This window comes from Bacillus sp. 205(2023) (assembly GCF_037027485.1).
GTDB lineage: Bacteria > Bacillota > Bacilli > Bacillales > Bacillaceae > Bacillus > Bacillus halotolerans.
The window spans coordinates 662,458-684,223 of the sequence record NZ_JAXCHF010000001.1 but is presented as its reverse complement, the minus strand read 5'-3'; the positions used below and the strand labels follow the sequence as shown (position 1 = coordinate 684,223).

25 protein-coding genes are annotated in these 21,766 nt (G+C 43.2%); 24 read left to right on the top strand and 1 reads right to left on the bottom strand.

What is annotated here, in order from left to right; genetic code table 11:
* Positions 1–86: 86 nt before the first annotated feature.
* Complete coding sequence (gene rpsA / locus WA325_RS03200) at positions 87–1,235, top strand: 30S ribosomal protein S1 (protein ID WP_024121879.1); 1,149 nt, start codon at positions 87–89, stop codon at positions 1,233–1,235.
* A gap of 12 nt (positions 1,236–1,247) precedes the next feature.
* The gene (gene fni, locus WA325_RS03195) at positions 1,248–2,297 is read left to right on the top strand and encodes a type 2 isopentenyl-diphosphate Delta-isomerase (protein WP_105955078.1); all 1,050 of its coding nucleotides are present in this window, start codon (positions 1,248–1,250) and stop codon (positions 2,295–2,297) included.
* A gap of 49 nt (positions 2,298–2,346) precedes the next feature.
* Here fni and WA325_RS03190 read toward each other — a convergent pair whose 3' ends face one another.
* A complete protein-coding gene (locus WA325_RS03190; protein WP_010334754.1) occupies positions 2,347–2,478 on the bottom strand; it encodes a YpzI family protein in 132 nt (43 codons plus the stop codon).
* A 77-nt stretch (positions 2,479–2,555) separates the two neighbouring features.
* On the opposite strand from WA325_RS03190, the gene WA325_RS03185 reads away from it, so the two are divergent.
* From WA325_RS03185 to trpC, 22 genes are all read left to right on the top strand, one after another.
* Positions 2,556–3,158, top strand: a complete 603-nt coding sequence (locus WA325_RS03185; protein ID WP_059336631.1) for a YphA family membrane protein — start codon at positions 2,556–2,558, stop codon at positions 3,156–3,158.
* The gene (locus tag WA325_RS03180) at positions 3,155–4,048 is read left to right on the top strand and encodes a YIEGIA family protein (protein ID WP_044155014.1); all 894 of its coding nucleotides are present in this window, start codon (positions 3,155–3,157) and stop codon (positions 4,046–4,048) included. Before WA325_RS03185 ends, WA325_RS03180 begins: the two co-directional genes overlap by 4 nt.
* Positions 4,045–4,239, top strand: a complete 195-nt coding sequence (locus WA325_RS03175) for a capping complex subunit for YIEGIA (RefSeq protein ID WP_024121875.1) — start codon at positions 4,045–4,047, stop codon at positions 4,237–4,239. Before WA325_RS03180 ends, WA325_RS03175 begins: the two co-directional genes overlap by 4 nt.
* Before the next feature lie 153 nt (positions 4,240–4,392).
* Positions 4,393–5,703 (top strand): ribosome biogenesis GTPase Der, encoded by a 1,311-nt coding sequence (gene der / locus WA325_RS03170; protein ID WP_010334750.1) that lies wholly within the window; start codon positions 4,393–4,395, stop codon positions 5,701–5,703.
* A 17-nt stretch (positions 5,704–5,720) separates the two neighbouring features.
* Positions 5,721–6,758 (top strand): NAD(P)H-dependent glycerol-3-phosphate dehydrogenase, encoded by a 1,038-nt coding sequence (locus WA325_RS03165; protein WP_105954940.1) that lies wholly within the window; start codon positions 5,721–5,723, stop codon positions 6,756–6,758.
* 337 nt (positions 6,759–7,095) lie between these two features.
* On the top strand, positions 7,096–7,299 hold the full coding sequence (locus WA325_RS03160) for a DUF2768 domain-containing protein (protein ID WP_105954941.1): 204 nt from the start codon (positions 7,096–7,098) through the stop codon (positions 7,297–7,299).
* Positions 7,300–7,320: 21 nt separating this feature from the next.
* Positions 7,321–8,055, top strand: a complete 735-nt coding sequence (locus WA325_RS03155) for a hypothetical protein (RefSeq protein ID WP_336183195.1) — start codon at positions 7,321–7,323, stop codon at positions 8,053–8,055.
* Positions 8,056–8,237: 182 nt separating this feature from the next.
* On the top strand, positions 8,238–9,716 hold the full coding sequence (gene spoIVA, locus WA325_RS03150; protein ID WP_010334746.1) for a stage IV sporulation protein A: 1,479 nt from the start codon (positions 8,238–8,240) through the stop codon (positions 9,714–9,716).
* Between the two features lie 372 nt (positions 9,717–10,088).
* On the top strand, positions 10,089–10,367 hold the full coding sequence (gene hbs / locus WA325_RS03145; RefSeq protein ID WP_003153447.1) for a non-specific DNA-binding protein Hbs: 279 nt from the start codon (positions 10,089–10,091) through the stop codon (positions 10,365–10,367).
* A gap of 175 nt (positions 10,368–10,542) precedes the next feature.
* A complete protein-coding gene (folE, locus tag WA325_RS03140) occupies positions 10,543–11,115 on the top strand; it encodes a GTP cyclohydrolase I FolE (RefSeq protein ID WP_010334745.1) in 573 nt (190 codons plus the stop codon).
* A 21-nt stretch (positions 11,116–11,136) separates the two neighbouring features.
* Positions 11,137–11,364, top strand: coding sequence for a trp RNA-binding attenuation protein MtrB (gene mtrB, locus WA325_RS03135; RefSeq protein WP_024121871.1), 228 nt, complete (start codon positions 11,137–11,139; stop codon positions 11,362–11,364).
* Positions 11,365–11,529: 165 nt separating this feature from the next.
* Positions 11,530–12,285 carry a heptaprenyl diphosphate synthase component 1 gene (gene hepS / locus WA325_RS03130; RefSeq protein WP_024121870.1) on the top strand — a complete coding sequence of 252 codons (756 nt, stop codon included), beginning with the start codon at positions 11,530–11,532 and terminating at the stop codon, positions 12,283–12,285.
* 5 nt (positions 12,286–12,290) lie between these two features.
* Positions 12,291–12,992 (top strand): demethylmenaquinone methyltransferase, encoded by a 702-nt coding sequence (menG, locus tag WA325_RS03125; RefSeq protein WP_024121869.1) that lies wholly within the window; start codon positions 12,291–12,293, stop codon positions 12,990–12,992.
* A 25-nt stretch (positions 12,993–13,017) separates the two neighbouring features.
* Positions 13,018–13,980, top strand: a complete 963-nt coding sequence (hepT, locus tag WA325_RS03120; protein ID WP_024121868.1) for a heptaprenyl diphosphate synthase component II — start codon at positions 13,018–13,020, stop codon at positions 13,978–13,980.
* Between the two features lie 115 nt (positions 13,981–14,095).
* Positions 14,096–14,545 (top strand): nucleoside-diphosphate kinase, encoded by a 450-nt coding sequence (gene ndk / locus WA325_RS03115; RefSeq protein WP_081638330.1) that lies wholly within the window; start codon positions 14,096–14,098, stop codon positions 14,543–14,545.
* 232 nt (positions 14,546–14,777) lie between these two features.
* Positions 14,778–15,548: a protein-glutamate O-methyltransferase CheR gene (gene cheR, locus WA325_RS03110; protein WP_105955079.1), complete on the top strand. Its 771-nt coding sequence runs from the start codon at positions 14,778–14,780 to the stop codon at positions 15,546–15,548.
* Positions 15,549–15,622: 74 nt separating this feature from the next.
* The gene (gene aroC / locus WA325_RS03105) at positions 15,623–16,795 is read left to right on the top strand and encodes a chorismate synthase (protein ID WP_202852580.1); all 1,173 of its coding nucleotides are present in this window, start codon (positions 15,623–15,625) and stop codon (positions 16,793–16,795) included.
* On the top strand, positions 16,795–17,883 hold the full coding sequence (gene aroB / locus WA325_RS03100) for a 3-dehydroquinate synthase (RefSeq protein WP_202852579.1): 1,089 nt from the start codon (positions 16,795–16,797) through the stop codon (positions 17,881–17,883). Before aroC ends, aroB begins: the two co-directional genes overlap by 1 nt.
* Positions 17,880–18,263, top strand: coding sequence for a chorismate mutase (aroH, locus tag WA325_RS03095; RefSeq protein ID WP_095713184.1), 384 nt, complete (start codon positions 17,880–17,882; stop codon positions 18,261–18,263). The genes aroB and aroH overlap by 4 nt, the downstream gene beginning before the upstream one ends.
* Before the next feature lie 218 nt (positions 18,264–18,481).
* Positions 18,482–20,029: an anthranilate synthase component I gene (gene trpE, locus WA325_RS03090; RefSeq protein WP_336183194.1), complete on the top strand. Its 1,548-nt coding sequence runs from the start codon at positions 18,482–18,484 to the stop codon at positions 20,027–20,029.
* Complete coding sequence (gene trpD, locus WA325_RS03085; RefSeq protein ID WP_202852577.1) at positions 20,001–21,017, top strand: anthranilate phosphoribosyltransferase; 1,017 nt, start codon at positions 20,001–20,003, stop codon at positions 21,015–21,017. The genes trpE and trpD overlap by 29 nt, the downstream gene beginning before the upstream one ends.
* Positions 21,010–21,762 (top strand): indole-3-glycerol phosphate synthase TrpC, encoded by a 753-nt coding sequence (gene trpC, locus WA325_RS03080; RefSeq protein ID WP_202852576.1) that lies wholly within the window; start codon positions 21,010–21,012, stop codon positions 21,760–21,762. Before trpD ends, trpC begins: the two co-directional genes overlap by 8 nt.
* Positions 21,763–21,766: the final 4 nt, after the last annotated feature.

Sequence of the window (21,766 nt, the reverse complement as noted above, 5' to 3'; positions counted from 1 at the left end):
CTAAAAGCGGACATGCATGATACGTGTTCAGCTTTCAAACCGTTTTTAATTAAGCTGTGTAGGTTTGGACCAAGGAGGTTATTCAAATGACAGAGGAAATGAATCAAATTGATGTTCAAGTACCAGAGGTTGGAGATGTAGTAAAAGGGATTGTGACAAAGGTAGAGGACAAGCATGTGGATGTTGAAATTATCAATGTCAAACAGTCCGGTATTATTCCAATCAGTGAATTATCAAGTCTTCATGTAGAGAAAGCATCGGATGTCGTAAAAGTAGACGACGAGCTTGACCTGAAAGTAACAAAAGTGGAAGACGATGCTTTGATTTTATCTAAACGTGCTGTTGATGCAGACCGCGCTTGGGAAGACCTTGAGAAAAAATTTGAAACAAAAGAAGTGTTTGAAGCTGAAGTGAAAGATGTCGTAAAAGGCGGTCTAGTCGTTGATATCGGCGTACGAGGCTTTATTCCGGCATCACTTGTAGAAGCGCATTTTGTAGAAGATTTTACCGACTATAAAGGAAAAACACTGTCTCTGCTCGTAGTAGAGCTTGACCGTGATAAAAACCGCGTCATCCTTTCACACCGTGCGGTTGTTGAAAGTGAGCAGGCGAATAAAAAACAAGACCTTCTTCAGTCTCTAGAAGTTGGAAGTGTACTCGATGGTAAAGTGCAGCGCCTGACTGACTTTGGCGCGTTTGTTGATATCGGCGGTATCGACGGGCTTGTGCACATTTCACAGCTTTCCCACTCCCACGTTGAAAAGCCGTCTGATGTTGTGGAAGAGGGACAGGAAGTGAAAGTGAAAGTATTATCGGTTGACCGGGATAATGAGCGTATTTCTTTATCTATTAAAGAAACTCTGCCTGGGCCTTGGAGCCAAATTGGGGAGAAGGTCAAGCCGGGTGATGTGCTTGAAGGAAAGGTTCAGCGCCTCGTGAGCTTCGGTGCGTTTGTTGAAATTCTTCCTGGCGTAGAAGGTCTCGTTCATATTTCTCAAATTTCTAATAAACACATCGGCACGCCGCATGAAGTCCTTGAAGAAGGACAGACTGTAAAAGTGAAGGTTCTTGATGTGAATGAAAATGAAGAGCGCATTTCATTAAGCATGCGTGAGCTTGAAGAAGCTCCTAAAGCCGATCAAGAGGATTACCGCCAATATCAGGCGAAGGAAGAAACAAGCACTGGCTTCCAGCTTGGAGATCTGATCGGAGATAAGCTTAATAAACTAAAATAATTGGTGATAAACGTGACTCGAGCAGAACGGAAAAGAGAACATATCAATCATGCCCTGTCTACCGGCCAAAAGCGGGAGACGGGTCTTGATGATATTACGTTTGTTCATGTCAGTCTGCCCGATCTTGCATTAGAACAAGTAGATATTTCCACAAAAATCGGCGAACTTTCAAGCAGTTCGCCGATTTTTATCAATGCAATGACTGGCGGCGGCGGACAACTTACATATGAAATTAATAAGGCGCTTGCTAGAGCAGCTCGTATAGCTGATATTCCTCTCGCTGTCGGCTCACAAATGTCGGCGTTAAAAGACCCGTCTGAACGCTATTCATATGAAATCGTCCGAAAGGAAAATCCGAATGGGCTGATTTTTGCCAATCTGGGCAGTGAGGCGACAGCTCGTCAGGCGAAGGAAGCTGTCGAAATGATTGAGGCGGATGCGCTGCAGATTCACCTGAATGTGATTCAGGAAATTGTCATGCCCGAAGGTGACAGAAGCTTTAACGGCGCTCTTTCCCGTATTGAACAGGTCTGCAGCGAAGTCAAAGTGCCTGTCATAATAAAAGAAGTAGGCTTCGGAATGAGCAAAGAATCAGCAGGAAAGCTGTATGAAGCTGGTGCGGCAGCTGTTGATATCGGCGGTTACGGAGGGACAAATTTCTCGAAAATAGAAAATCTCCGAAGACAGCGCCAGATCACTTTTTTCAACTCATGGGGGATTTCAACAGCAGCGAGCCTGGCAGAAATCCGCTCTGAGTTTCCAGGTAAAACAACGATTGCGTCCGGCGGCCTTCAAAATGCGCTTGATGTCGCGAAGGCGATAGCTCTTGGGGCTTCCTGTACCGGAATGGCAGGGCACTTCTTAAAAGCGCTGACTGAAAAAGGCGAAGAAGGGCTGCTCGAAGAGATTCAGCTGATCCTAGAGGAATTAAAAATGATTATGACTGTGCTTGGCACCAGTACGATTTCTGATTTGCAAAAGGCTCCTCTTGTCATAAAAGGTGAGACTCATCACTGGCTGACAGAGAGAGGCATTCATACTTCCAATTACAATGTGCGTTGACAGCTGTATAAGAAAAGCCCAAAACGGTGTGAGTTTTGGGCTTTTTGTATTATGATTTACGCTTTTTAAATTTGCCGTTTTGTTCAAGGCTGGTGGCTCCGTCATAGTGAATCGATTGGTCTCGGTCTGATTCCACTCTGCCCGAAGCCTTGAGTTTTTTCTCCTGTCTGTCTTTTCCCATGATCATTCTCCTTTACGTAAAGCGGTTTGTTTAAAAAAAGTGTTTAGACTCCATACTGGGAGTATGGAGGAAGCGATATGGAACAATTTTATTATTATTGGTCAATGTGGTTTTTGTGGGTGCTCACAACCTTTATTCTTGGAAAGACGAAAAGGCGCTTTGCCGTCTCAGTATTTATTTTGACTAATATCATCTTAAGCATACATCACTTTACTTTATATTTTTCTCTGAATGCGGCGTACGTGATGTTTCTCGTTTGCGGGTGCGTCTATGCCGGATATTTAGGGATGTATAAACGATTTCGCTATATCATGGTGCACCTGACGCTTGTTTCCGGGTATGCGTTTGTTTATCTTTTTGCATTATATGATCCGGTTTGGTTCATCATAAAACCTGAGTGGACCGCTGTTGTATTATGTGTGCTGTTGACTGCTTCTGTTGAAAGGGATTTTCAGATGCAGCTTGCCTTATATGTTCTAGGAATGTGCCAAGGCGAACTGGTGTATTCTTTTGTCATTCAACAATTGGCAGGGCATACGGCTGTCGGAGGTTTTCAATGGCTTAACGCGTGCTCTGCGGGAACGATATTGCTGTTTGGCATATCAAAATATGAACAGCTCGCCAGTCAAATTGGCCAGAGAGGCAAAAGATCAAACAAAGGAGCTACTAAAATGTCATGAGTGATTACATCTATCCGATTATTGCGGGGGTCGTAGCAGGAGTCGCCACAAGGCTGTATATGCTGAAAACAGATTACCGTCAGTATCCGACCTATATTCACGGAAAAGTCATTCATATTGCACTTGGACTTATTGCGGCAGGGTTAGGGGCAATTATTATGCCTGCGCTATTACAGGAGGAGTTTACGGCCATCACGTTTTTGACACTTGCAGCCACTCAATTCAGAGATGTCAGAAATATGGAGCGGAATACGCTGACACAAATGGATTCGTACGAACTTGTCTCAAGAGGAAGCACTTATATTGAAGGAATCGCCATTGCGTTTGAAAGCAGAAATTATATCGTAATTTTTACTGCTCTTTTGACAACATCGGCGTACGTGTTTTTCTCAATCTGGGCTGCTGTCATCACCGCTGTTGTTTGTTTTTTGTTAGCAATGAAATTTATGTCCGGCAGTGTATTGAAAGATATTGTCGATATTGAGTACATAGAGCCTCACTTTGAAGGGCCGGGTCTGTTTGTAGATAATATTTATATGATGAACATCGGACTTCCGGAGAAACAGGAGCTGATTTTAAAGCATGGCATGGGGTTTATTTTAACGCCTAAAAATTTTAATTCAGCTGCAACCATTGCCAACCTGGGTCAGCGCCAGGCCATTTTATTTGATGTCTCCAATGTGCTGGGGGTGTATCGGGACTCAGGAGAGCCGTCCCTGACGCCAATCGCGAAAAGGGATCTTAATGACGGAAGAGTGGGCGTTTTTGTCCTGCCGCAAATTCATCACCCGGAAACAGCTGTTCAGATTATCAGCAATGTTCCGACCTTGGAAAACGCGATCAGAATGCCAACGGAATTTATCAAAAAACAGGATAAGGTGATAGGATGAGTGAATCGCTGACGAAAGTGATTTTGTCTGTTATCACGACAAACCGGAACCGTGCTTCAGGAGGGACACCTATCTTTTTTTGTAATGACCAAAAAGAGATGGAGCTTTTCGCTAAAAACCTTGAGGCAATCCTTGACGGAATTGCCCATAGAATTGGGGAAGATGTTTATTTGATCGTGAAACATTTTTAAGAATAGTTGTGATCCCAGTAAAAACTGATATAATAAATGAGTTAAGCCCTTCCTCTGAAGGGTTTCTTTTCATAAAAGTGAATGAGATGATTTAAATAACCGGTTGAGAATTTATGTAAAAATGAAAGCGGCTGGATCGAAAGGAAGGGTACTATGGGTAAACCTGTCGTAGCCATTGTCGGGAGACCGAATGTAGGAAAATCCACAATCTTTAACCGGATTGCGGGTGAAAGAATTTCAATAGTAGAAGATACCCCTGGTGTGACAAGGGATCGGATATACAGCTCGGCTGAATGGCTGAATTATGATTTTAATTTGATTGATACGGGCGGTATTGATATCGGTGATGAGCCGTTTCTAACACAGATACGCGAGCAGGCCGAAATCGCCATGGATGAAGCGGATGTCATTATTTTTATGGTGAATGGCCGTGAAGGTGTGACTGCTGCTGATGAAGAAGTAGCGAAAATTTTGTACCGCACGAAAAAGCCTGTTGTTTTAGCGGTAAATAAACTGGATAACACAGAAATGAGAGCGAATATTTATGATTTTTATTCGCTGGGCTTTGGTGAACCGTACCCGGTTTCAGGAACACACGGGCTGGGACTCGGAGATTTATTGGATGCCGCAGCGGAGCATTTTAAAAATATCCCTGAAACAAAATATGATGATGAAGTCGTTCAATTTTGCCTGATCGGACGCCCGAATGTAGGAAAGTCTTCTCTGGTAAACGCGATTCTTGGCGAAGATCGTGTCATTGTGAGTAACGTGGCAGGAACAACAAGAGATGCGGTTGATACAACATTTACTTATAACCAGCAGGATTTTGTCATTGTAGACACTGCCGGCATGAGAAAAAAAGGTAAAGTGTATGAAACGACTGAAAAGTACAGCGTGCTGCGGGCGCTGAAAGCCATCGACCGCTCTGAAGTTGTTGCGGTGGTGCTTGACGGTGAGGAAGGCATTATCGAACAGGACAAGCGCATCGCGGGTTATGCACATGAAGCAGGCAAGGCTGTCGTGATCGTAGTGAATAAATGGGATGCTGTTGACAAAGATGAAAGCACGATGAAAGAATTTGAACAGAATATCCGTGATCATTTTCAATTTCTTGATTATGCACCGATTCTGTTCATGTCAGCATTAACGACAAAACGGATTCATACGCTCATGCCTGCAATCATTAAAGCAAGTGAAAATCACTCACTTCGTGTCCAGACGAATGTCTTAAATGACATCATTATGGATGCTGTGGCAATGAACCCGACACCGACTCATAACGGGTCACGCTTGAAAATTTATTATGCGACTCAAGTTGCGGTGAAGCCGCCGAGTTTTGTTGTGTTTGTAAACGATCCGGAACTGATGCATTTTTCATACGAACGATTTTTAGAAAACCGAATCAGAGATGCGTTCGGTTTTGAGGGGACACCAATCAAAATATTTGCAAGAGCTAGAAAATAAAAAGGTGTGAAGCAAATATGAAAAGAGTCACAATGCTTGGAGCGGGAAGCTGGGGAACGGCACTGGCTTTAGTATTAGCCGATAACAACCATGATGTGAGAATGTGGGGGCATCGTGCGGAGCTGATCCAACAAATAAATGATCTGCACGAAAATAAGGATTATTTGCCTGATGTCAAGCTCCCTGAATCGATTCGAGCAACAACGGAAATCGGGGAGGCTGTGTCAGACGCAGATTTCATCATAGTTGCTGTTCCGACCAAAGCGATTCGGGAAGTGTTGAGACAGGCAGTGCCTTTTATGACGAAAAAAGCAGTTTTTGTTCATGTGAGTAAGGGGATAGAGCCGGATTCGCTCCTGCGCATTTCTGAAATTATGGAATTTGAGCTCCCGAGTGATGTCAGAAAGGACATTGTCGTGCTCTCCGGGCCGAGCCATGCTGAAGAAGTAGGACTCCGGCATCCGACAACCGTCACTTCCTCTTCAAAGAGCATGCAGGCTGCAGAAGAGGTGCAGGATCTGTTTATAAACCACAATTTTCGGGTGTACACAAATCCTGACATTATCGGTGTTGAAATCGGAGGCGCTCTGAAAAATATTATCGCCCTTGCTGCTGGCATCACAGACGGCTTAGGATACGGCGATAATGCCAAAGCTGCTTTGATTACGCGGGGGCTTGCTGAAATTGCGAGACTCGGCACAAAAATGGGCGGGAATCCGCTAACGTTTTCCGGATTGACAGGTGTCGGAGACCTGATTGTTACGTGCACAAGTGTTCACTCCAGAAACTGGCGTGCCGGCAATTTACTCGGAAAAGGGTACAAGCTTGAGGACGTTCTCGAAGAAATGGGAATGGTCGTTGAGGGAGTGCGCACGACAAAAGCGGCTTACCAGCTTTCAGAAAAATATCAGGTGCAAATGCCGATTACAGAAGCCCTTCATCAAGTTCTATTTAATGGACAAAAGGTAGAAACCGCTGTTGAATCCTTAATGGCGAGAGGGAAAACCCACGAGATGGAGGACTTGGTGAATACATTTGATAACCAAGTTAAATAAAAGTGTCAACGGAATAGAATTCCGCATATTCTAATTGCACGAAAGCTCGAAACACAGAAGAATACCCATGCCTTGGGATCTCCTGAAACATTTTGCCGATTTAGGCAAGAGAGGATGCATCTGTATGCAAAGTCGCATACTATAGCATCGAAGTCCAAGAGAGTGTTTCTTAAACGTAGGTGAATATAGTCAATTTGACTGAAGCAAAGTCCCCCTCTTTGCTTCAGTTTTTTTTATTCTATCAAAGGATGGAAAATCTGGTTGATCTTTTCAAGCGCTGTATATTAAAATAAAATGTAACGCTTACAAAACAAATGTCGGAGGGGGCGCGGGTCATTTGAGTCTGGCATTGATCAAAATGTGGTTTGCCCTTGGTTCCATGGGGCTGATGTTTCTGGCCGTAGCATGCATCTATTTAAGCCGTTTTAAATGCCGAAACCGTTTTCTGAAGATTGCGGTTTCATCGGTTGCTTACATGTGTGTATTAATTTCGGGAATTATTGTATTTGTGGTGGTATTCAGCGGCCCTGTTAATGAATAAAGCTGTAAAAGGAAGTGCTGTATGGGTAAACTGAAGTGCGCTATGATTTTTGTAGCAGTGATTTTCTTATCTGGATGTTTATATCCGCATGAACGGAAAAGCAGTGTACAAGCCACTCCATATCAGGACCAATTAAAGCTGGTTCAATCTGCCGTTGATGAATTTCAAAAGGCAAACGGAGGACTGCTTCCGATTCAAACAAAAGATATGTCAACACCGCTTTATCAAAAATATCCGATAGATTTTAACCGTTTAGCGCCGAGATATATGGCTGAACCTCCAAGCACGGCATATGAAAGCGGCGGAGACTATCAATACGTGCTTGTCGATGTAGAGAACAATCCGACTGTTAAACTGATTGATGTAAAGATGGCGGAAAAAATACGTGATATCAAATTACGCGTTCAAATGTACCGCCAAGAGCATAAATATCCGCCATATCAGGGTGTATTAGCGCGTGACTTGTTTACGCTTGATGGGAAAAAACTAGGGGAGGCTGACTCTCTTTCTGTCACAAGCCCAATCTCAGGAAACTCCCTGCCGCTTATGATTGACGGAGACGGAGAAATTTACGCCGACTATCGGACAGAGCTCGTTTCCTGTCTCAAAAAAAGCAAAAAAACTTTTAAACCCGGCACGGAAATACAGGACATAATATGGGAAGAGACGCCTTTCGTCCCCGCATTTTCAGTGAAATATACCGTTAATGACAAACAAGAACCTGTTTTTTTAGAAAATGATATAAAAAAGGAATGAACCTTTCTCCCTTGCATACAAATAGGGAGAAAGGTTTTTTTATACTTTAATAGATTAAGGATGGAAAATTTTCTAAAGATGTCATATTGAAATAGGACAACGTCATACACATATAGTGTCCTGTGTTTGATTGAAAAAGGTTAATAAAATTGATAAGGATAGGAAGTCCGGGAGGGGATCACTTGGAAAAGGTCGATATTTTCAAGGATATCGCTGAACGAACAGGAGGCGATATATACTTAGGAGTCGTTGGTGCTGTCCGTACAGGGAAATCTACGTTTATTAAGAAATTTATGGAGCTTGTGGTGCTCCCGAATATCAGTAATGAAGCAGACCGGGCACGTGCGCAGGATGAACTGCCTCAAAGCGCAGCCGGAAAAACGATTATGACTACAGAGCCTAAATTTGTTCCGAATCAGGCGATGTCTGTTCATGTATCAGACGGACTCGATGTCAATATAAGATTAGTAGATTGTGTAGGCTATACAGTGCCGGGTGCAAAAGGATACGAGGATGAAAACGGCCCGCGGATGATTAATACACCTTGGTACGAAGAACCGATCCCGTTTCATGAGGCTGCTGAAATCGGAACGCGGAAGGTGATTCAAGAACATTCGACCATCGGAGTGGTTATTACGACAGACGGCACGATTGGTGATATCGCCAGAAGTGACTATATAGAGGCAGAAGAAAGAGTCATTGAAGAGCTGAAAGAAGTCGGAAAACCCTTTATTATGGTCATTAACTCAGTAAAACCGTATCACCCGGAGACAGAGGCGATGCGCCAGGATTTAAGCGAGAAATACGATATCCCTGTTTTGGCAATGAGCGTAGAAAGTATGCGGGAAAACGATGTACTGAATGTTCTCAGAGAGGCTCTTTATGAGTTTCCGGTGCTTGAAGTAAATGTAAATCTCCCAAGCTGGGTCATGGTGCTGAAAGAAAACCATTGGCTGCGCGAGAGCTATCAGGAATCAGTGAAGGAAACTGTTAAGGATATTAAACGGCTCCGTGATGTCGACAGGGTTGTCGGTCAATTCAGCGAGTTTGAGTTTATTGAAAGTGCCGGATTAGCCGGGATTGAGCTCGGCCAAGGGGTTGCAGAAATTGATTTGTATGCGCCCGACCATTTATATGATCAAATCCTAAAAGAAGTGGTAGGCGTTGAAATCAGGGGCAGAGACCACCTGCTTGAGCTGATGCAGGATTTTGCCCATGCGAAAACGGAATATGACCAGGTGTCCGATGCTTTAAAAATGGTCAAACAGACGGGATACGGCATTGCAGCGCCTGCTTTAACTGACATGAGTCTGGATGAGCCGGAAATTATACGGCAAGGCTCCAGATTCGGGGTAAGATTGAAAGCTGTCGCACCGTCAATCCATATGATCAAAGTGGATGTCGAAAGCGAATTTGCGCCGATTATCGGAACTGAAAAACAAAGCGAGGAACTGGTGCGTTACTTAATGCAGGACTTTGAGGATGATCCGCTTTCAATTTGGAATTCTGACATTTTTGGAAGATCGCTCAGCTCTATCGTGAGAGAAGGGATTCAGGCTAAGCTGTCACTGATGCCTGAAAACGCACGATATAAATTAAAAGAAACATTAGAAAGAATCATAAACGAAGGATCAGGCGGCTTAATCGCCATTATCCTGTAATGCGGGGAGACCTCTTTATAGAATAGGAGGTCTTTTTTCTTTGCTCTTAATATTGGAAAAGGATCAAGGAATAGGATGAAAAAAGGAAAAAAAGGAATATTTGTTCGATAAATCACGTTAAATCCTTGACGAGCAAGGGATTGACGCTTTAAAATGCTTGATATGGCTTTTTATATGTGTTACTCTACATACAGAAATTCTTCACTCTGATGGACAAACATTCCTTGGAGTGCAGTTTTTCTTAAAAGCCGTTTAATTGTCTTTCTCTTGCTTGTCTGATTTTTTTCTCAGGCAGGTTTAGAATCAGACTGAACTGTGAAGAAATGATAATAAACGAACTGAGCTTATTCCTTTTGGGAGGAGGTGAAAGGCATGAACAAAACAGAACTTATTAATGCGGTTGCGGAAGCAAGCGAATTGTCTAAAAAAGACGCGACAAAAGCAGTTGACTCTGTTTTTGATACGATCTTAGATGCACTTAAAAACGGTGATAAAATCCAACTGATCGGTTTTGGTAACTTCGAGGTGCGTGAACGTTCTGCACGTAAAGGACGCAACCCTCAAACAGGTGAAGAAATCGAAATTCCAGCAAGCAAAGTACCTGCTTTCAAACCAGGTAAAGCGCTTAAAGACGCAGTTGCCGGAAAATAATTGTGAATATAGATCGTGTATGCATCTAGATTACATACACTTTATTTCTTCACAGAAAAGCCCCTTCTTAAGGGGCTTTTCATTTTTTTAGGAGCGTGTGCATTCACTTTGCTTTTAGCGGGGCATGTGTGCTAGAATCGAAATTAAATGTATTCATTGGTGGAGGACACAGAACATGAAAGAAGTTAATAAAGAACAAATCGAACAAGCTGTTCGTCAAATTTTAGAAGCGATCGGAGAGGACCCAAACAGAGAAGGGCTTCTTGATACTCCGAAACGAGTCGCAAAGATGTATGCCGAAGTATTCTCCGGCTTGAATGAAGATCCAAAAGAACATTTCCAGACTATCTTCGGTGAAGACCATGAGGAGCTTGTTCTAGTAAAAGATATCGCGTTTCATTCTATGTGTGAGCATCACCTTGTTCCTTTTTACGGAAAAGCACATGTTGCATATATACCGCGGGGCGGAAAAGTCACAGGGCTCAGCAAATTGGCGCGTGCCGTTGAGGCAGTTGCAAAGCGTCCGCAGCTTCAGGAGCGCATCACTTCTACAATTGCAGAAAGCATCGTAGAAACGCTTGATCCGCATGGCGTAATGGTTGTTGTTGAAGCAGAGCATATGTGCATGACAATGCGGGGCGTAAGAAAGCCGGGCGCCAAAACAGTCACTTCAGCTGTCAGAGGCATTTTCAAAGATGATGCTGCTGCACGTTCAGAAGTATTGGAACATATTAAACGCCAGGACTAATAAAGATAGAGGGTGCTATAAATGAACGAAAAGCATTCAAGCGATTTTGTCGTCATTAAAGCAATTGAGGATGGAGTGAATGTGATCGGCCTGACAAGGGGAACGGACACAAAGTTTCACCATTCCGAAAAACTCGACAAGGGAGAAGTGATCATTGCTCAGTTTACAGAGCATACTTCTGCCATTAAAGTCAGAGGAGAGGCGCTCATTCAAACCGCATACGGAGAAATGAAAAGCGAAAAAAAATAAGCTGGCTGTCCCCGCTGTTTTAAAGCAAATGCTCGCAAACAGCGGGAGGATACAGCCAATTTGTTTTTTTTATGCTATAATGATACCTGCGTAATCTTATGACAAAATAAAACTCATACATATGATTTAGAAATAAATGTGAATTTGGGGACAAGGGTGATATTTTTGCAAGACATCTACGGAACTTTAGCCAATCTGAACACGAAAATAAAACAAAAGCTGTCTCATCCTTATTTAGCGAAGCATATTTCTGCGCCTAAGATCGATGAGGATAAGCTTCTTCTTTTTCATGCATTATTTGAAGAAGCCGACATAAAAAACAATGACAGAGAAAATTATATTGTAACAGCGATGCTTGTACAAAGCGCCCTTGATACCCATGATGAAGTAACGACAGCCAGAGTCATAAAACGAGATGAAAACAAGAATCGCCAATTGACTGTTCTTGCAGGCGATTATTTCAGCGGACTGTACTATTCATTACTATCTGAAATGAAGGATATCTACATGATTAGAACGCTCGCTACAGCAATTAAAGAAATCAATGAACATAAAATTCGTCTGTATGACCGATCTGTAAAGGACGAACACCATTTTTTCGAAAGTGTCGGCATCGTTGAATCAGCTCTATTCCATCGGGTGTCTGAACATTTCAATCTCCCGCGCTGGAAGAAGCTATCGAGTGATTTTTTTGTATATAAGCGGCTTATGACCGGAAATGATACATTTTTAGATGTGATCGGCAGTGTTATACAGCTGGGGAAAACAAAAGAAGAGATGCTGGAAGAGTGTTTTAAGAAAGCAAAGAACAGCATTGAGTCACTTCTGCCTCTAAGCTCACCTATTCAGCAAATTTTATTAAACCGCCTGAAGACAATCAGCCAAGATCAAACTTATCATCAGAAAGTGGAAGAAGGGTAACCATTATGCAGGACTCAAAAGAACAGCGGGTACACGGAGTATTTGAAAAAATATATAAAAACTACGACCAAATGAACTCTGTCATCAGTTTTCAGCAGCACAAAAAATGGCGTGATAAAACGATGCGCATCATGGGTGTAAAAGAAGGCGCCAAAGCTCTTGATGTTTGCTGCGGAACAGCTGACTGGACGATTGCTCTTGCAAAAGCAGCCGGTAAAACCGGTGAGATAAAGGGTTTGGATTTCAGCGAAAACATGCTGAGCGTCGGCAAACAGAAAGTAAAAGACGGCGGTTTCAGTCAAATCGAACTGCTGCACGGAAATGCAATGGAGCTCCCTTTTGATGATAATACATTTGATTTTGTAACAATTGGCTTCGGACTGCGTAATGTGCCTGATTATTTGACCGTACTGAAAGAAATGAGACGTGTGGTGAAGCCTGGCGGACAAGTAGTATGCCTGGAAACCTCACAGCCTGAAATGTTTGGATTTAGACAGGCTTATTTTATGTACTTTAAGTATATTATGCCGTTTTTCGGGAAGCTGTTTGCGAAAAGCTATAAAGAATACTCGTGGCTCCAAGAGTCAGCCAGAGAATTTCCTGGTATGAAGGAACTGGCAGGCCTGTTTGAAGAGGCGGGTCTGAAAAATGTCAAATATCATTCGTTTACTGGCGGAGTTGCTGCCACGCATATCGGATGGAAATGAAAACACAGATGTTTGGGTGAATGATATGAAATTTAAAATGGCCTACTCTTTTTTAAATGACGATATTGATGTAATTGAAAGGGAGCTTGAACAAACCGTACGCTCCGATTATCCGCTTTTGAGCGAGGCGGGTCTTCATCTATTGCAGGCAGGAGGCAAACGGATTCGGCCTGTCTTCGTTCTGCTTTCCGGCATGTTTGGCGATTACGATATCAATAAGATTAAATATGTCGCTGTCACTCTGGAAATGATTCATATGGCATCGTTGGTTCATGATGATGTCATTGACGATGCGGAGCTTCGCCGGGGAAAGCCGACGATCAAAGCCAAATGGGATAACCGAATTGCGATGTATACAGGCGATTATATGCTTGCCGGATCTCTTGAAATGATGACGAGAATTAATGAACCGAAAGCTCATCGGATCTTGTCACAGACCATTGTTGAAGTGTGTCTTGGTGAGATTGAACAAATCAAAGACAAATACAACATGGAACAGAATCTCAGAACGTACCTGCGGCGCATAAAGAGAAAAACGGCGCTTCTTATCGCTGTCAGCTGCCAGCTGGGGGCTATTGCGTCCGGAGCTGAAGAGAAGATTCATAAGGCGCTCTACTGGTTTGGATATTATGTCGGCATGTCTTATCAAATCATTGATGATATTCTTGATTTTACTTCAACTGAAGAAGAACTGGGTAAACCGGTTGGAGGCGATTTGCTTCAAGGAAATGTTACATTGCCTGTCCTATATGCATTAAAAAACCCAGCTTTAAAGAATCAGCTTAAATTAATTAACAGCGAGACGACACAAGAACAGCTTGCGCCTATTATTGAAGAAATCAAAAAGACAGATGCGATTGAAGCATCGATGGCAGTGAGCGAGATGTATCTGCAAAAAGCTTTCCAAAAACTTAACACGCTTCCGAGAGGGCGTGCGCGTTCTTCTCTTGCAGCCATCGCAAAATATATCGGCAAAAGAAAATTTTAATTTTTTGTAGATATTAAGAAATTTCTCCGCCCCGGATTGATTAATTATCTGAAAGATGTTACGATTTCGGTGTGCAATGTGAAAGCCTATACATACATATGATGGGGTGGAGAATGTGATGGAAAAGACTTTTATCATGGTGAAACCGGACGGTGTCCAACGGCAGCTGATCGGGGAAATTTTATCTAGATTCGAACGTAAGGGCTTACAATTAGCTGGCGCAAAGCTGATGAGAGTAACTGAACAAATGGCTGAGAAACACTATGCCGAACATCAAGGGAAGCCTTTCTTTGGAGAACTTGTTGAGTTTATTACTTCCGGACCAGTTTTTGCGATGGTGTGGGAAGGCGAAAATGTCGTTGAAGTGACCAGGCAGCTGATTGGAAAAACAAACCCTAAAGAAGCATTGCCAGGCACCATTCGCGGGGATTTCGGCATGTTTGTCGGAAAAAATATTATCCACGGCTCTGATTCTCTGGAAAGTGCTGAGCGTGAGATTAATATTTTCTTTAAGGATGAAGAGTTAGTATCATATCAACAACTCATGACAGGCTGGATCTATTAATCATTGCTGAAAAAGCCGAGAGAAGAGCCGGTATCTGCATGCCGCCGGTTCCGGCTTTTTTGTAAAGGTTTACATTGACTTGAATATATGGCTAAACGGCAGGGGATCCACCACTGTCTTTACCAATCATCTGAAATCAGCTGAAAAGCTGATTTTTTTATTTGAAACAATACAATTTCCTGATAAAACAAGCTATACTAGGACAAAAGACAGCGAGACTGGGAGAGAAGAGATGGATACATACAGCGTATTTACAACCAAATGGAAGCAATTAACCGGAGTTGATTTAACTTTATACAAAGAAGCGCAAATGAAGAGAAGGCTGACATCCCTTTATGAGAAAAAAGGTTTTCAAAGCTTTAAGGATTTTGCAGCGGCATTAGAAAAGGATCAGGCGCTTTTAAATGAAACATTGGACAGAATGACGATTAATGTTTCAGAATTTTATCGAAATTATAAAAGATGGGAAGTTCTTGAAACAGCTATTTTGCCTTTAATCAAACATTCTAAGCCTTTAAAAATATGGAGCGCGGCATGCTCTACAGGGGAGGAGCCTTATACGCTCGCAATGATTTTAGACCAGCAGAAAGGGCTCCCAGGCTATCAGATTTTGGCGACTGATATAGATGATAAAGCATTGGAAAAAGCGAAAAAAGGCGTGTATCAGGAGCGGTCTTTGCAAGAAGTGCCGTCTTCTGTGAAGGATCGTTATTTTACTCAAAACGCTGATAAGAGCTATGAAGTGAAACATGACATAAAGAAGAACATTAGGTTTCAAAAACATAATCTGCTTGCGGATCGCTACGAGCAAGACTTTGATTTGATTGTGTGCCGCAATGTTTTTATTTATTTTACAGAAAACGCAAAGGAAGAGCTGTACTTAAAAATGGCGCATAGCTTAAGAAAGAATGGGGTTCTCTTTGTTGGCAGCACAGAGCAGATCTTCAATCCGGAGAAATTCGGCCTTTCTCCCGCGGATACATTCTTTTATCAAAAAAGATAGACTGACTTTTTGCCGAAAAATATGTTATAGTAGTTTTACTTAAAAGCGTTAATGCGATGAAGGGAGAAGAAGTCATGAGATATTTAACAGCCGGTGAATCACACGGCCCCCAATTGACAACCATTATTGAAGGTGTGCCTGCGGGGCTTTACATAACTGAGGAAGATATCAACTTTGAGCTTGGCAGACGCCAGAAAGGCCATGGCCGCGGGCGCCGCATGCAGATCGAAAAGGATCAGGCGAAAATTATGAGCGGGGTGCGCCATGCCCGCACTCTCGGTTCACCAATCGCTCTTGTTGTAGAAAATAACGATTGGAAACACTGGACTAAAATTATGGGTGCGGATCCGATTACTGAAGAAGAAGAAAAGGAAATGAAACGCCAAATTTCCAGACCAAGACCGGGACACGCAGATTTAAACGGTGCGATTAAATATAACCACCGCGATATGAGAAATGTGCTTGAGCGCTCTTCAGCACGTGAAACGACCGTAAGAGTGGCGGCAGGCGCTGTCGCTAAAAAGATCCTTTCTGAGCTTGGCATTAAGGTAGCGGGCCACGTATTACAGATTGGGGCAGTTAAGGCTGAAAAAACGGATTATACTTCAATTGATGACTTGAAGCGTGTGACTGAAGAGTCTCCGGTCAGATGCTACGATGAAGAAGCAGGCAAAAAAATGATGGATGCCATTGACGAAGCGAAGGCAAACGGAGATTCCATCGGCGGAATTGTGGAAGTGATTGTTGAAGGAATGCCGGTGGGCGTGGGCAGCTACGTTCATTATGACCGTAAACTGGACAGCAAGCTTGCTGCGGCAGTACTGTCTATTAATGCATTTAAAGGTGTGGAATTCGGCATCGGTTTTGAAGCGGCCGGAAGAAACGGAAGCGAGGTTCATGACGAGATCATTTGGGACGAAGAAAAAGGATATACGCGTGCTACGAACAGACTTGGCGGATTGGAAGGCGGCATGACGACAGGAATGCCAATCGTTGTCCGCGGAGTCATGAAGCCGATTCCGACATTATATAAACCGCTGAAAAGTGTGGATATTGAAACGAAAGAACCGTTTTCTGCCAGCATTGAACGTTCAGACAGCTGCGCAGTGCCAGCGGCAAGTGTAGTAGCGGAAGCTGCTGTTGCATGGGAAATTGCGAACGCTGTTGTTGAACAATTCGGCTTAGACCAAATTGACCGCATTAGAGAAAACGTAGAGAATATGAGAAAACTGTCGAGGGAATTTTAATGAGAACACTGCATGTTCAAACCGCTTCCTCTTCGTATCCTGTATTTATCGGACAAGGAATCAGAAAAAAGGCTTGTGAACTATTAACCTCGCTAAACAGGCCATTAACACGCATTATGCTTGTTACCGATGAAGAAGTGGATCGCCTGTACGGTGATGAAATGCTTCACCTGCTGGAAGAAAAATGGCCTGTGAAAAAAGTGACGGTGCCGAGCGGAGAGCAGGCGAAATCAATGGATATGTACACGAAGCTGCAGAGTGAAGCGATTCGATTTCATATGGATCGCTCCTCATGCATCATCGCTTTTGGAGGCGGTGTTGTAGGAGATCTTGCTGGATTTGTGGCTGCCACTTTTATGCGCGGCATTGATTTCATTCAAATGCCTACAACGCTTTTGGCGCATGACAGCGCGGTCGGAGGAAAAGTAGCGGTGAATCATCCGCTTGGAAAAAATCTGATCGGCGCATTTTATCAGCCCAAAGCCGTGCTTTACGATACGGACTTTCTCCGTTCCCTACCGGAAAAAGAGCTTCGGTCCGGGATGGCAGAAGTGATTAAGCATGCTTTTATTTATGACAGAGAATTCCTGAAAGACCTGCTGGACATTCACTCACTGAACGATATCACCAGCGAGCAGCTGAATGACATGATTTTTAAAGGTATTTCGATTAAAGCGTCTGTCGTTCATCAGGATGAAAAGGAAGAAGGAATCAGAGCCTATCTTAACTTTGGGCATACACTCGGCCACGCAGTTGAGGCGGAGTATGGCTATGGACAGATCACCCACGGTGATGCGGTAGCACTCGGTATGCAGTTTGCTTTATATATAAGTGAACAGGAAGCCGGCTGTGAAATGGACAGAAATCGATTAGTCAGCTGGCTTAAGAACCTAGGCTATCCAAGCCGCATTAAAAGAGAAACGGCAACTTCCGTGCTTTTAGACCGTATGATGAATGATAAAAAAACCCGCGGCGGTATGATTCAATTCATCATTCTCAAAGAATTAGGAAAAGTCGCCGACCATACGTTTTCAAGAGATGAACTTGAGAGCTGGCTGAACAAATGGCGAATGGAGGAGACATCATGATGATTCGTGGAATTCGCGGAGCAACTACAGTAGAAAAAGATACTGAAGAAGAGATTTTACAAAAAACCAAACAGCTGTTAGAAAAAATGATAGAAGAAAACAAAACAAAGCCGGAAGATGTTGTTCAAATGCTTCTATCGGCGACGCCTGACCTGCACTCTGTTTTCCCGGCAAAAGCTGTCCGCGAGCTTTCTGGCTGGCAGTATGTGCCGGTGACATGTATGCAGGAAATGGATGTTACAGGCGGGCTGAAAAAATGTATAAGGGTCATGATGACTGTTCAGACTGAAGTTCCTCAGAATCAAATCAGACATGTCTATTTAGAAAAAGCGGTTGTATTAAGACCCGATTTATCATTGACAAAAAATAATGAATTGTAATACGATTAGAACAGCTTAGAAATACACAAGAGTGTGTATAAAGCTTAGTGAATGAGTTGAGTTAGAGAATAGGGTAGCAGAGAATGAGTGTAGTTGAGCTGAGACATGTATGTTTATTCTACCCAAAAGAAGCCTTTCTTTTGGGTTTATTTTGTTATATCTTTGATTTTCCCTCTCATGCCTTCTTCTCATTCTCCTTGCCAAAAGGAGTGAGAGCAATGAATTTCCAATCAAACATTTCTGCATTTTTAGAGGACAGTATGTCCTACCGCACCATACCGATTGTGGAGACATTCACAGTTGACACACTGACACCTATCCAAATGATCGAGCAGCTGGACAGGAAGATCACTTACCTTCTTGAAAGCAAGGATGACACATCAAATTGGTCCAGATATTCGTTCATCGGCCTTCAGCCATTTCTCACGATCAAAGAACAGCAAAATGATTTTACTGCTCAAGATGAGAATGACCGATCCCTTTACACTGGAAAAGAATTAAAAGAGGTTCTGGATTGGATGAATGCAGCATACAAAATCAAAACGCCAGAGCTTGCCATTCCCTTTGTAGGCGGAGCTGTCGGGTATTTAAGCTATGATATGATCCCGATGATTGAACCTTCTGTTCCTCGCCACAGGAAGGAAACGGAATTTGAAAAGTGTATGCTGTTTGTTTGCAGCACATTAATTGCTTATGATCATGAAACAAAAAACGTCCACTTTATTCAGTATGCTAGATTGAATGGACAAGAAACTGAAGCTGAAAAAATTGCTGTGTTCAATAAAAATCACCGAGAGCTCCAAGGCCTCATTGATAAAATGATGGATCAAAAAAACATAAAAGAACTGTTTCTTTCATCTGAGTCATATAAGACGCCTGGTTTCGATACGGTATCTTCAAATTACGAAAAATCAGCGTTTATGGCAGATGTAGAAAAGATCAAAGAATATATAAATGCAGGCGACATCTTTCAAGGTGTCCTGTCACAAAAATTTGAGATTCCGATAACAGCAGATTCCTTTGAATTGTACAGAGTGCTGCGAATCGTCAATCCTTCGCCGTATATGTATTATATAAAACTCCCGGACAGAGAGATTGTCGGCAGCTCTCCGGAACGGTTAATCCACGTTCAAGACGGGCATTTGGAAATCCATCCGATTGCCGGAACAAGAAAAAGAGGCGCAGACAAAGAGGAAGATGAAAAACTCAAAATTGAGCTGATGAAAGATGAGAAAGAAAAAGCGGAGCATTATATGCTCGTTGATCTAGCTCGAAATGATATCGGCAGAGTGGCAGAGTATGGATCGGTTGCTGTGCCGGAGTTCACAAAGATCGTCTCATTTTCACATGTTATGCACATCATTTCAGTCGTCACAGGAAGGTTGAAAGAGGGAGTTCACCCTGTCGATGCGCTAATGTCGGCTTTTCCTGCGGGAACTTTAACCGGGGCCCCAAAAATCCGCGCCATGCAGCTTTTAAATGAACTGGAGCCGACACCGAGAGAGACATACGGCGGCTGCATCGCCTACATCGGATTTGACGGGAATATCGACTCCTGTATTACGATCCGGACCATGAGCGTAAAAAACGGTGTTGCATCGATACAGGCTGGAGCAGGTATTGTTGCTGATTCTGTGCCGGAAGCCGAATATGAAGAAAGCTGCAACAAAGCGGGCGCACTGCTGAAAACCATTCATATTGCTGAAGACATGTTTCGTAGCAAGGGGGATGAAGCCGATGAACCAATTTCTGCAAACGTGCGTTGACGGTAAGACACTTACTGCTGTTGAAGCGGAAGCGCTTATGAATATGATGATGACAGCAGAAATGACTCCTTCTGAAATGGGCGGTATATTGTCAATCCTGGCTCATCGGGGCGAAACTGCAGAAGAGCTGGCGGGCTTTGTGAAGGCCATGCGGACACATGCCCTTACGGTAGACGGACTTCATGATGTGGTTGACACATGCGGTACAGGCGGTGACGGCATCTCTACCTTTAATATTTCAACGGCATCGGCAATCGTTGCTTCAGCAGCAGGAGCTAAAATTGCAAAGCACGGCAATCGCTCCGTATCTTCTAAAAGCGGAAGTGCCGATGTTCTTGAAGAGCTTGGGATACCAATTCAAACCACTCCTGAAGAAGTCAGAGTCAGCATTGAAACAAATAACATGGGATTTCTCTTTGCGCCGCTTTATCATTCGTCCATGAAACATGTGGCAGGTACAAGAAAAGAGCTCGGATTCAGAACGATTTTTAATCTGCTCGGACCGCTCAGCAATCCTTTGCAGGCGAAGCGTCAGGTGATCGGTGTCTATTCTGCTGAAAAAGCGGGATTGATGGCAAGCGCACTGGAAATGTTCCAGCCGAAGCATGTACTATTCGCAGCAAGCCGTGACGGTTTAGATGAGCTTTCGGTTACATCACCGACCGATGTGATTGAAATAAAGGATGGAGAGCGCCGGGAATATACTGTTTCACCCGAAGACTTCGGCTTCAAAAATGGCAGACTTGAAGATATACAGGTGCAGTCACCGACAGAAAGCGCTCATCTGATTCAGAATATTTTTGAAAATAAAAGCAGCCGATCAGCTTTATATATTACAGCCTTTAATGCCGGCGCTGCGATATACACGGCGGGTATTGCCGAAACACTGAAAGAAGGAACGGAGCTTGCGTTAGAAACGATTGCAAGCGGAGGTGCCGCAGCGCAGCTCGATAGATTGAAACAGAAAGAGGGAGAGATCTATGCTTGAAAACATAATCAATCAAAAAAAAGAAGAAGTCAAAACTCTCATCCTGCCAGAAGAGCAGCCTTTTGAAAAACGGTCTTTTAAAGAGGCGCTGGCTACCCCGAACCGTTTTATCGGATTGATTGCTGAAGTCAAAAAAGCGTCGCCGTCAAAAGGACTCATTAAAGAAGATTTTGTTCCGGAGCAGATTGCAAAAGACTATGAAGCTGCGCAGGCAGACGCGCTTTCTGTTTTAACTGACTTTCCGTTTTTCCAAGGGAAAAACAGTTATTTATCAGACGTAAAGCGTGCTGTTTCGATTCCGGTGCTGAGAAAAGATTTTATTATTGATTCGATTCAAGTGGAGGAATCAAAGAGAATCGGAGCAGATGCCATATTGTTAATCGGAGAGGTGCTTGATCCCGTACAGCTTCACGAGTTGTATCTCGAAGCAGGGGAAAAGGAAATGGACGTGTTAGTGGAGGTTCATGATCAAACGACGCTTGAACAAATAGTAAAGGTATTCACCCCTGATATTCTCGGTATTAATAATCGAAACTTAAAAACGTTTGAAACTTCGCTCGAACAGACGAAACAGATTGCATCCCTCGTTCCGAAAGAATGCTTGCTTGTCAGTGAAAGCGGCATTGGTTCTTTAGAACATTTAACATTTGTCAAAGAACATGGAGCACGAGCTGTTCTAATCGGAGAGTCATTGATGAGACAGCATTCACAGCAAAAAGCAATCCATGCTTTGTATGGGGAGTGAGGAT

What these genes read in the sequence shown, in the direction of transcription:
- rpsA (WP_024121879.1), top strand. Translation starts at nt 87, where the DNA reads ATGACAGAGGAAATGAATCAAATTGATGTTCAAGTACCAGAGGTTGGA.
- WA325_RS03190 (WP_010334754.1), bottom strand. Translation starts at nt 2,478, where the DNA reads ATGGGAAAAGACAGACAGGAGAAAAAACTCAAGGCTTCGGGCAGAGTG.
- WA325_RS03185 (WP_059336631.1), top strand. Translation starts at nt 2,556, where the DNA reads ATGGAACAATTTTATTATTATTGGTCAATGTGGTTTTTGTGGGTGCTC.
- WA325_RS03180 (WP_044155014.1), top strand. Translation starts at nt 3,155, where the DNA reads ATGAGTGATTACATCTATCCGATTATTGCGGGGGTCGTAGCAGGAGTC.
- WA325_RS03175 (WP_024121875.1), top strand. Translation starts at nt 4,045, where the DNA reads ATGAGTGAATCGCTGACGAAAGTGATTTTGTCTGTTATCACGACAAAC.
- der (WP_010334750.1), top strand. Translation starts at nt 4,393, where the DNA reads ATGGGTAAACCTGTCGTAGCCATTGTCGGGAGACCGAATGTAGGAAAA.
- WA325_RS03165 (WP_105954940.1), top strand. Translation starts at nt 5,721, where the DNA reads ATGAAAAGAGTCACAATGCTTGGAGCGGGAAGCTGGGGAACGGCACTG.
- WA325_RS03155 (WP_336183195.1), top strand. Translation starts at nt 7,321, where the DNA reads ATGGGTAAACTGAAGTGCGCTATGATTTTTGTAGCAGTGATTTTCTTA.
- hbs (WP_003153447.1), top strand. Translation starts at nt 10,089, where the DNA reads ATGAACAAAACAGAACTTATTAATGCGGTTGCGGAAGCAAGCGAATTG.
- folE (WP_010334745.1), top strand. Translation starts at nt 10,543, where the DNA reads ATGAAAGAAGTTAATAAAGAACAAATCGAACAAGCTGTTCGTCAAATT.
- mtrB (WP_024121871.1), top strand. Translation starts at nt 11,137, where the DNA reads ATGAACGAAAAGCATTCAAGCGATTTTGTCGTCATTAAAGCAATTGAG.
- menG (WP_024121869.1), top strand. Translation starts at nt 12,291, where the DNA reads ATGCAGGACTCAAAAGAACAGCGGGTACACGGAGTATTTGAAAAAATA.
- hepT (WP_024121868.1), top strand. Translation starts at nt 13,018, where the DNA reads ATGAAATTTAAAATGGCCTACTCTTTTTTAAATGACGATATTGATGTA.
- cheR (WP_105955079.1), top strand. Translation starts at nt 14,778, where the DNA reads ATGGATACATACAGCGTATTTACAACCAAATGGAAGCAATTAACCGGA.
- aroC (WP_202852580.1), top strand. Translation starts at nt 15,623, where the DNA reads ATGAGATATTTAACAGCCGGTGAATCACACGGCCCCCAATTGACAACC.
- aroB (WP_202852579.1), top strand. Translation starts at nt 16,795, where the DNA reads ATGAGAACACTGCATGTTCAAACCGCTTCCTCTTCGTATCCTGTATTT.
- aroH (WP_095713184.1), top strand. Translation starts at nt 17,880, where the DNA reads ATGATGATTCGTGGAATTCGCGGAGCAACTACAGTAGAAAAAGATACT.
- trpE (WP_336183194.1), top strand. Translation starts at nt 18,482, where the DNA reads ATGAATTTCCAATCAAACATTTCTGCATTTTTAGAGGACAGTATGTCC.
- trpD (WP_202852577.1), top strand. Translation starts at nt 20,001, where the DNA reads ATGAACCAATTTCTGCAAACGTGCGTTGACGGTAAGACACTTACTGCT.
- trpC (WP_202852576.1), top strand. Translation starts at nt 21,010, where the DNA reads ATGCTTGAAAACATAATCAATCAAAAAAAAGAAGAAGTCAAAACTCTC.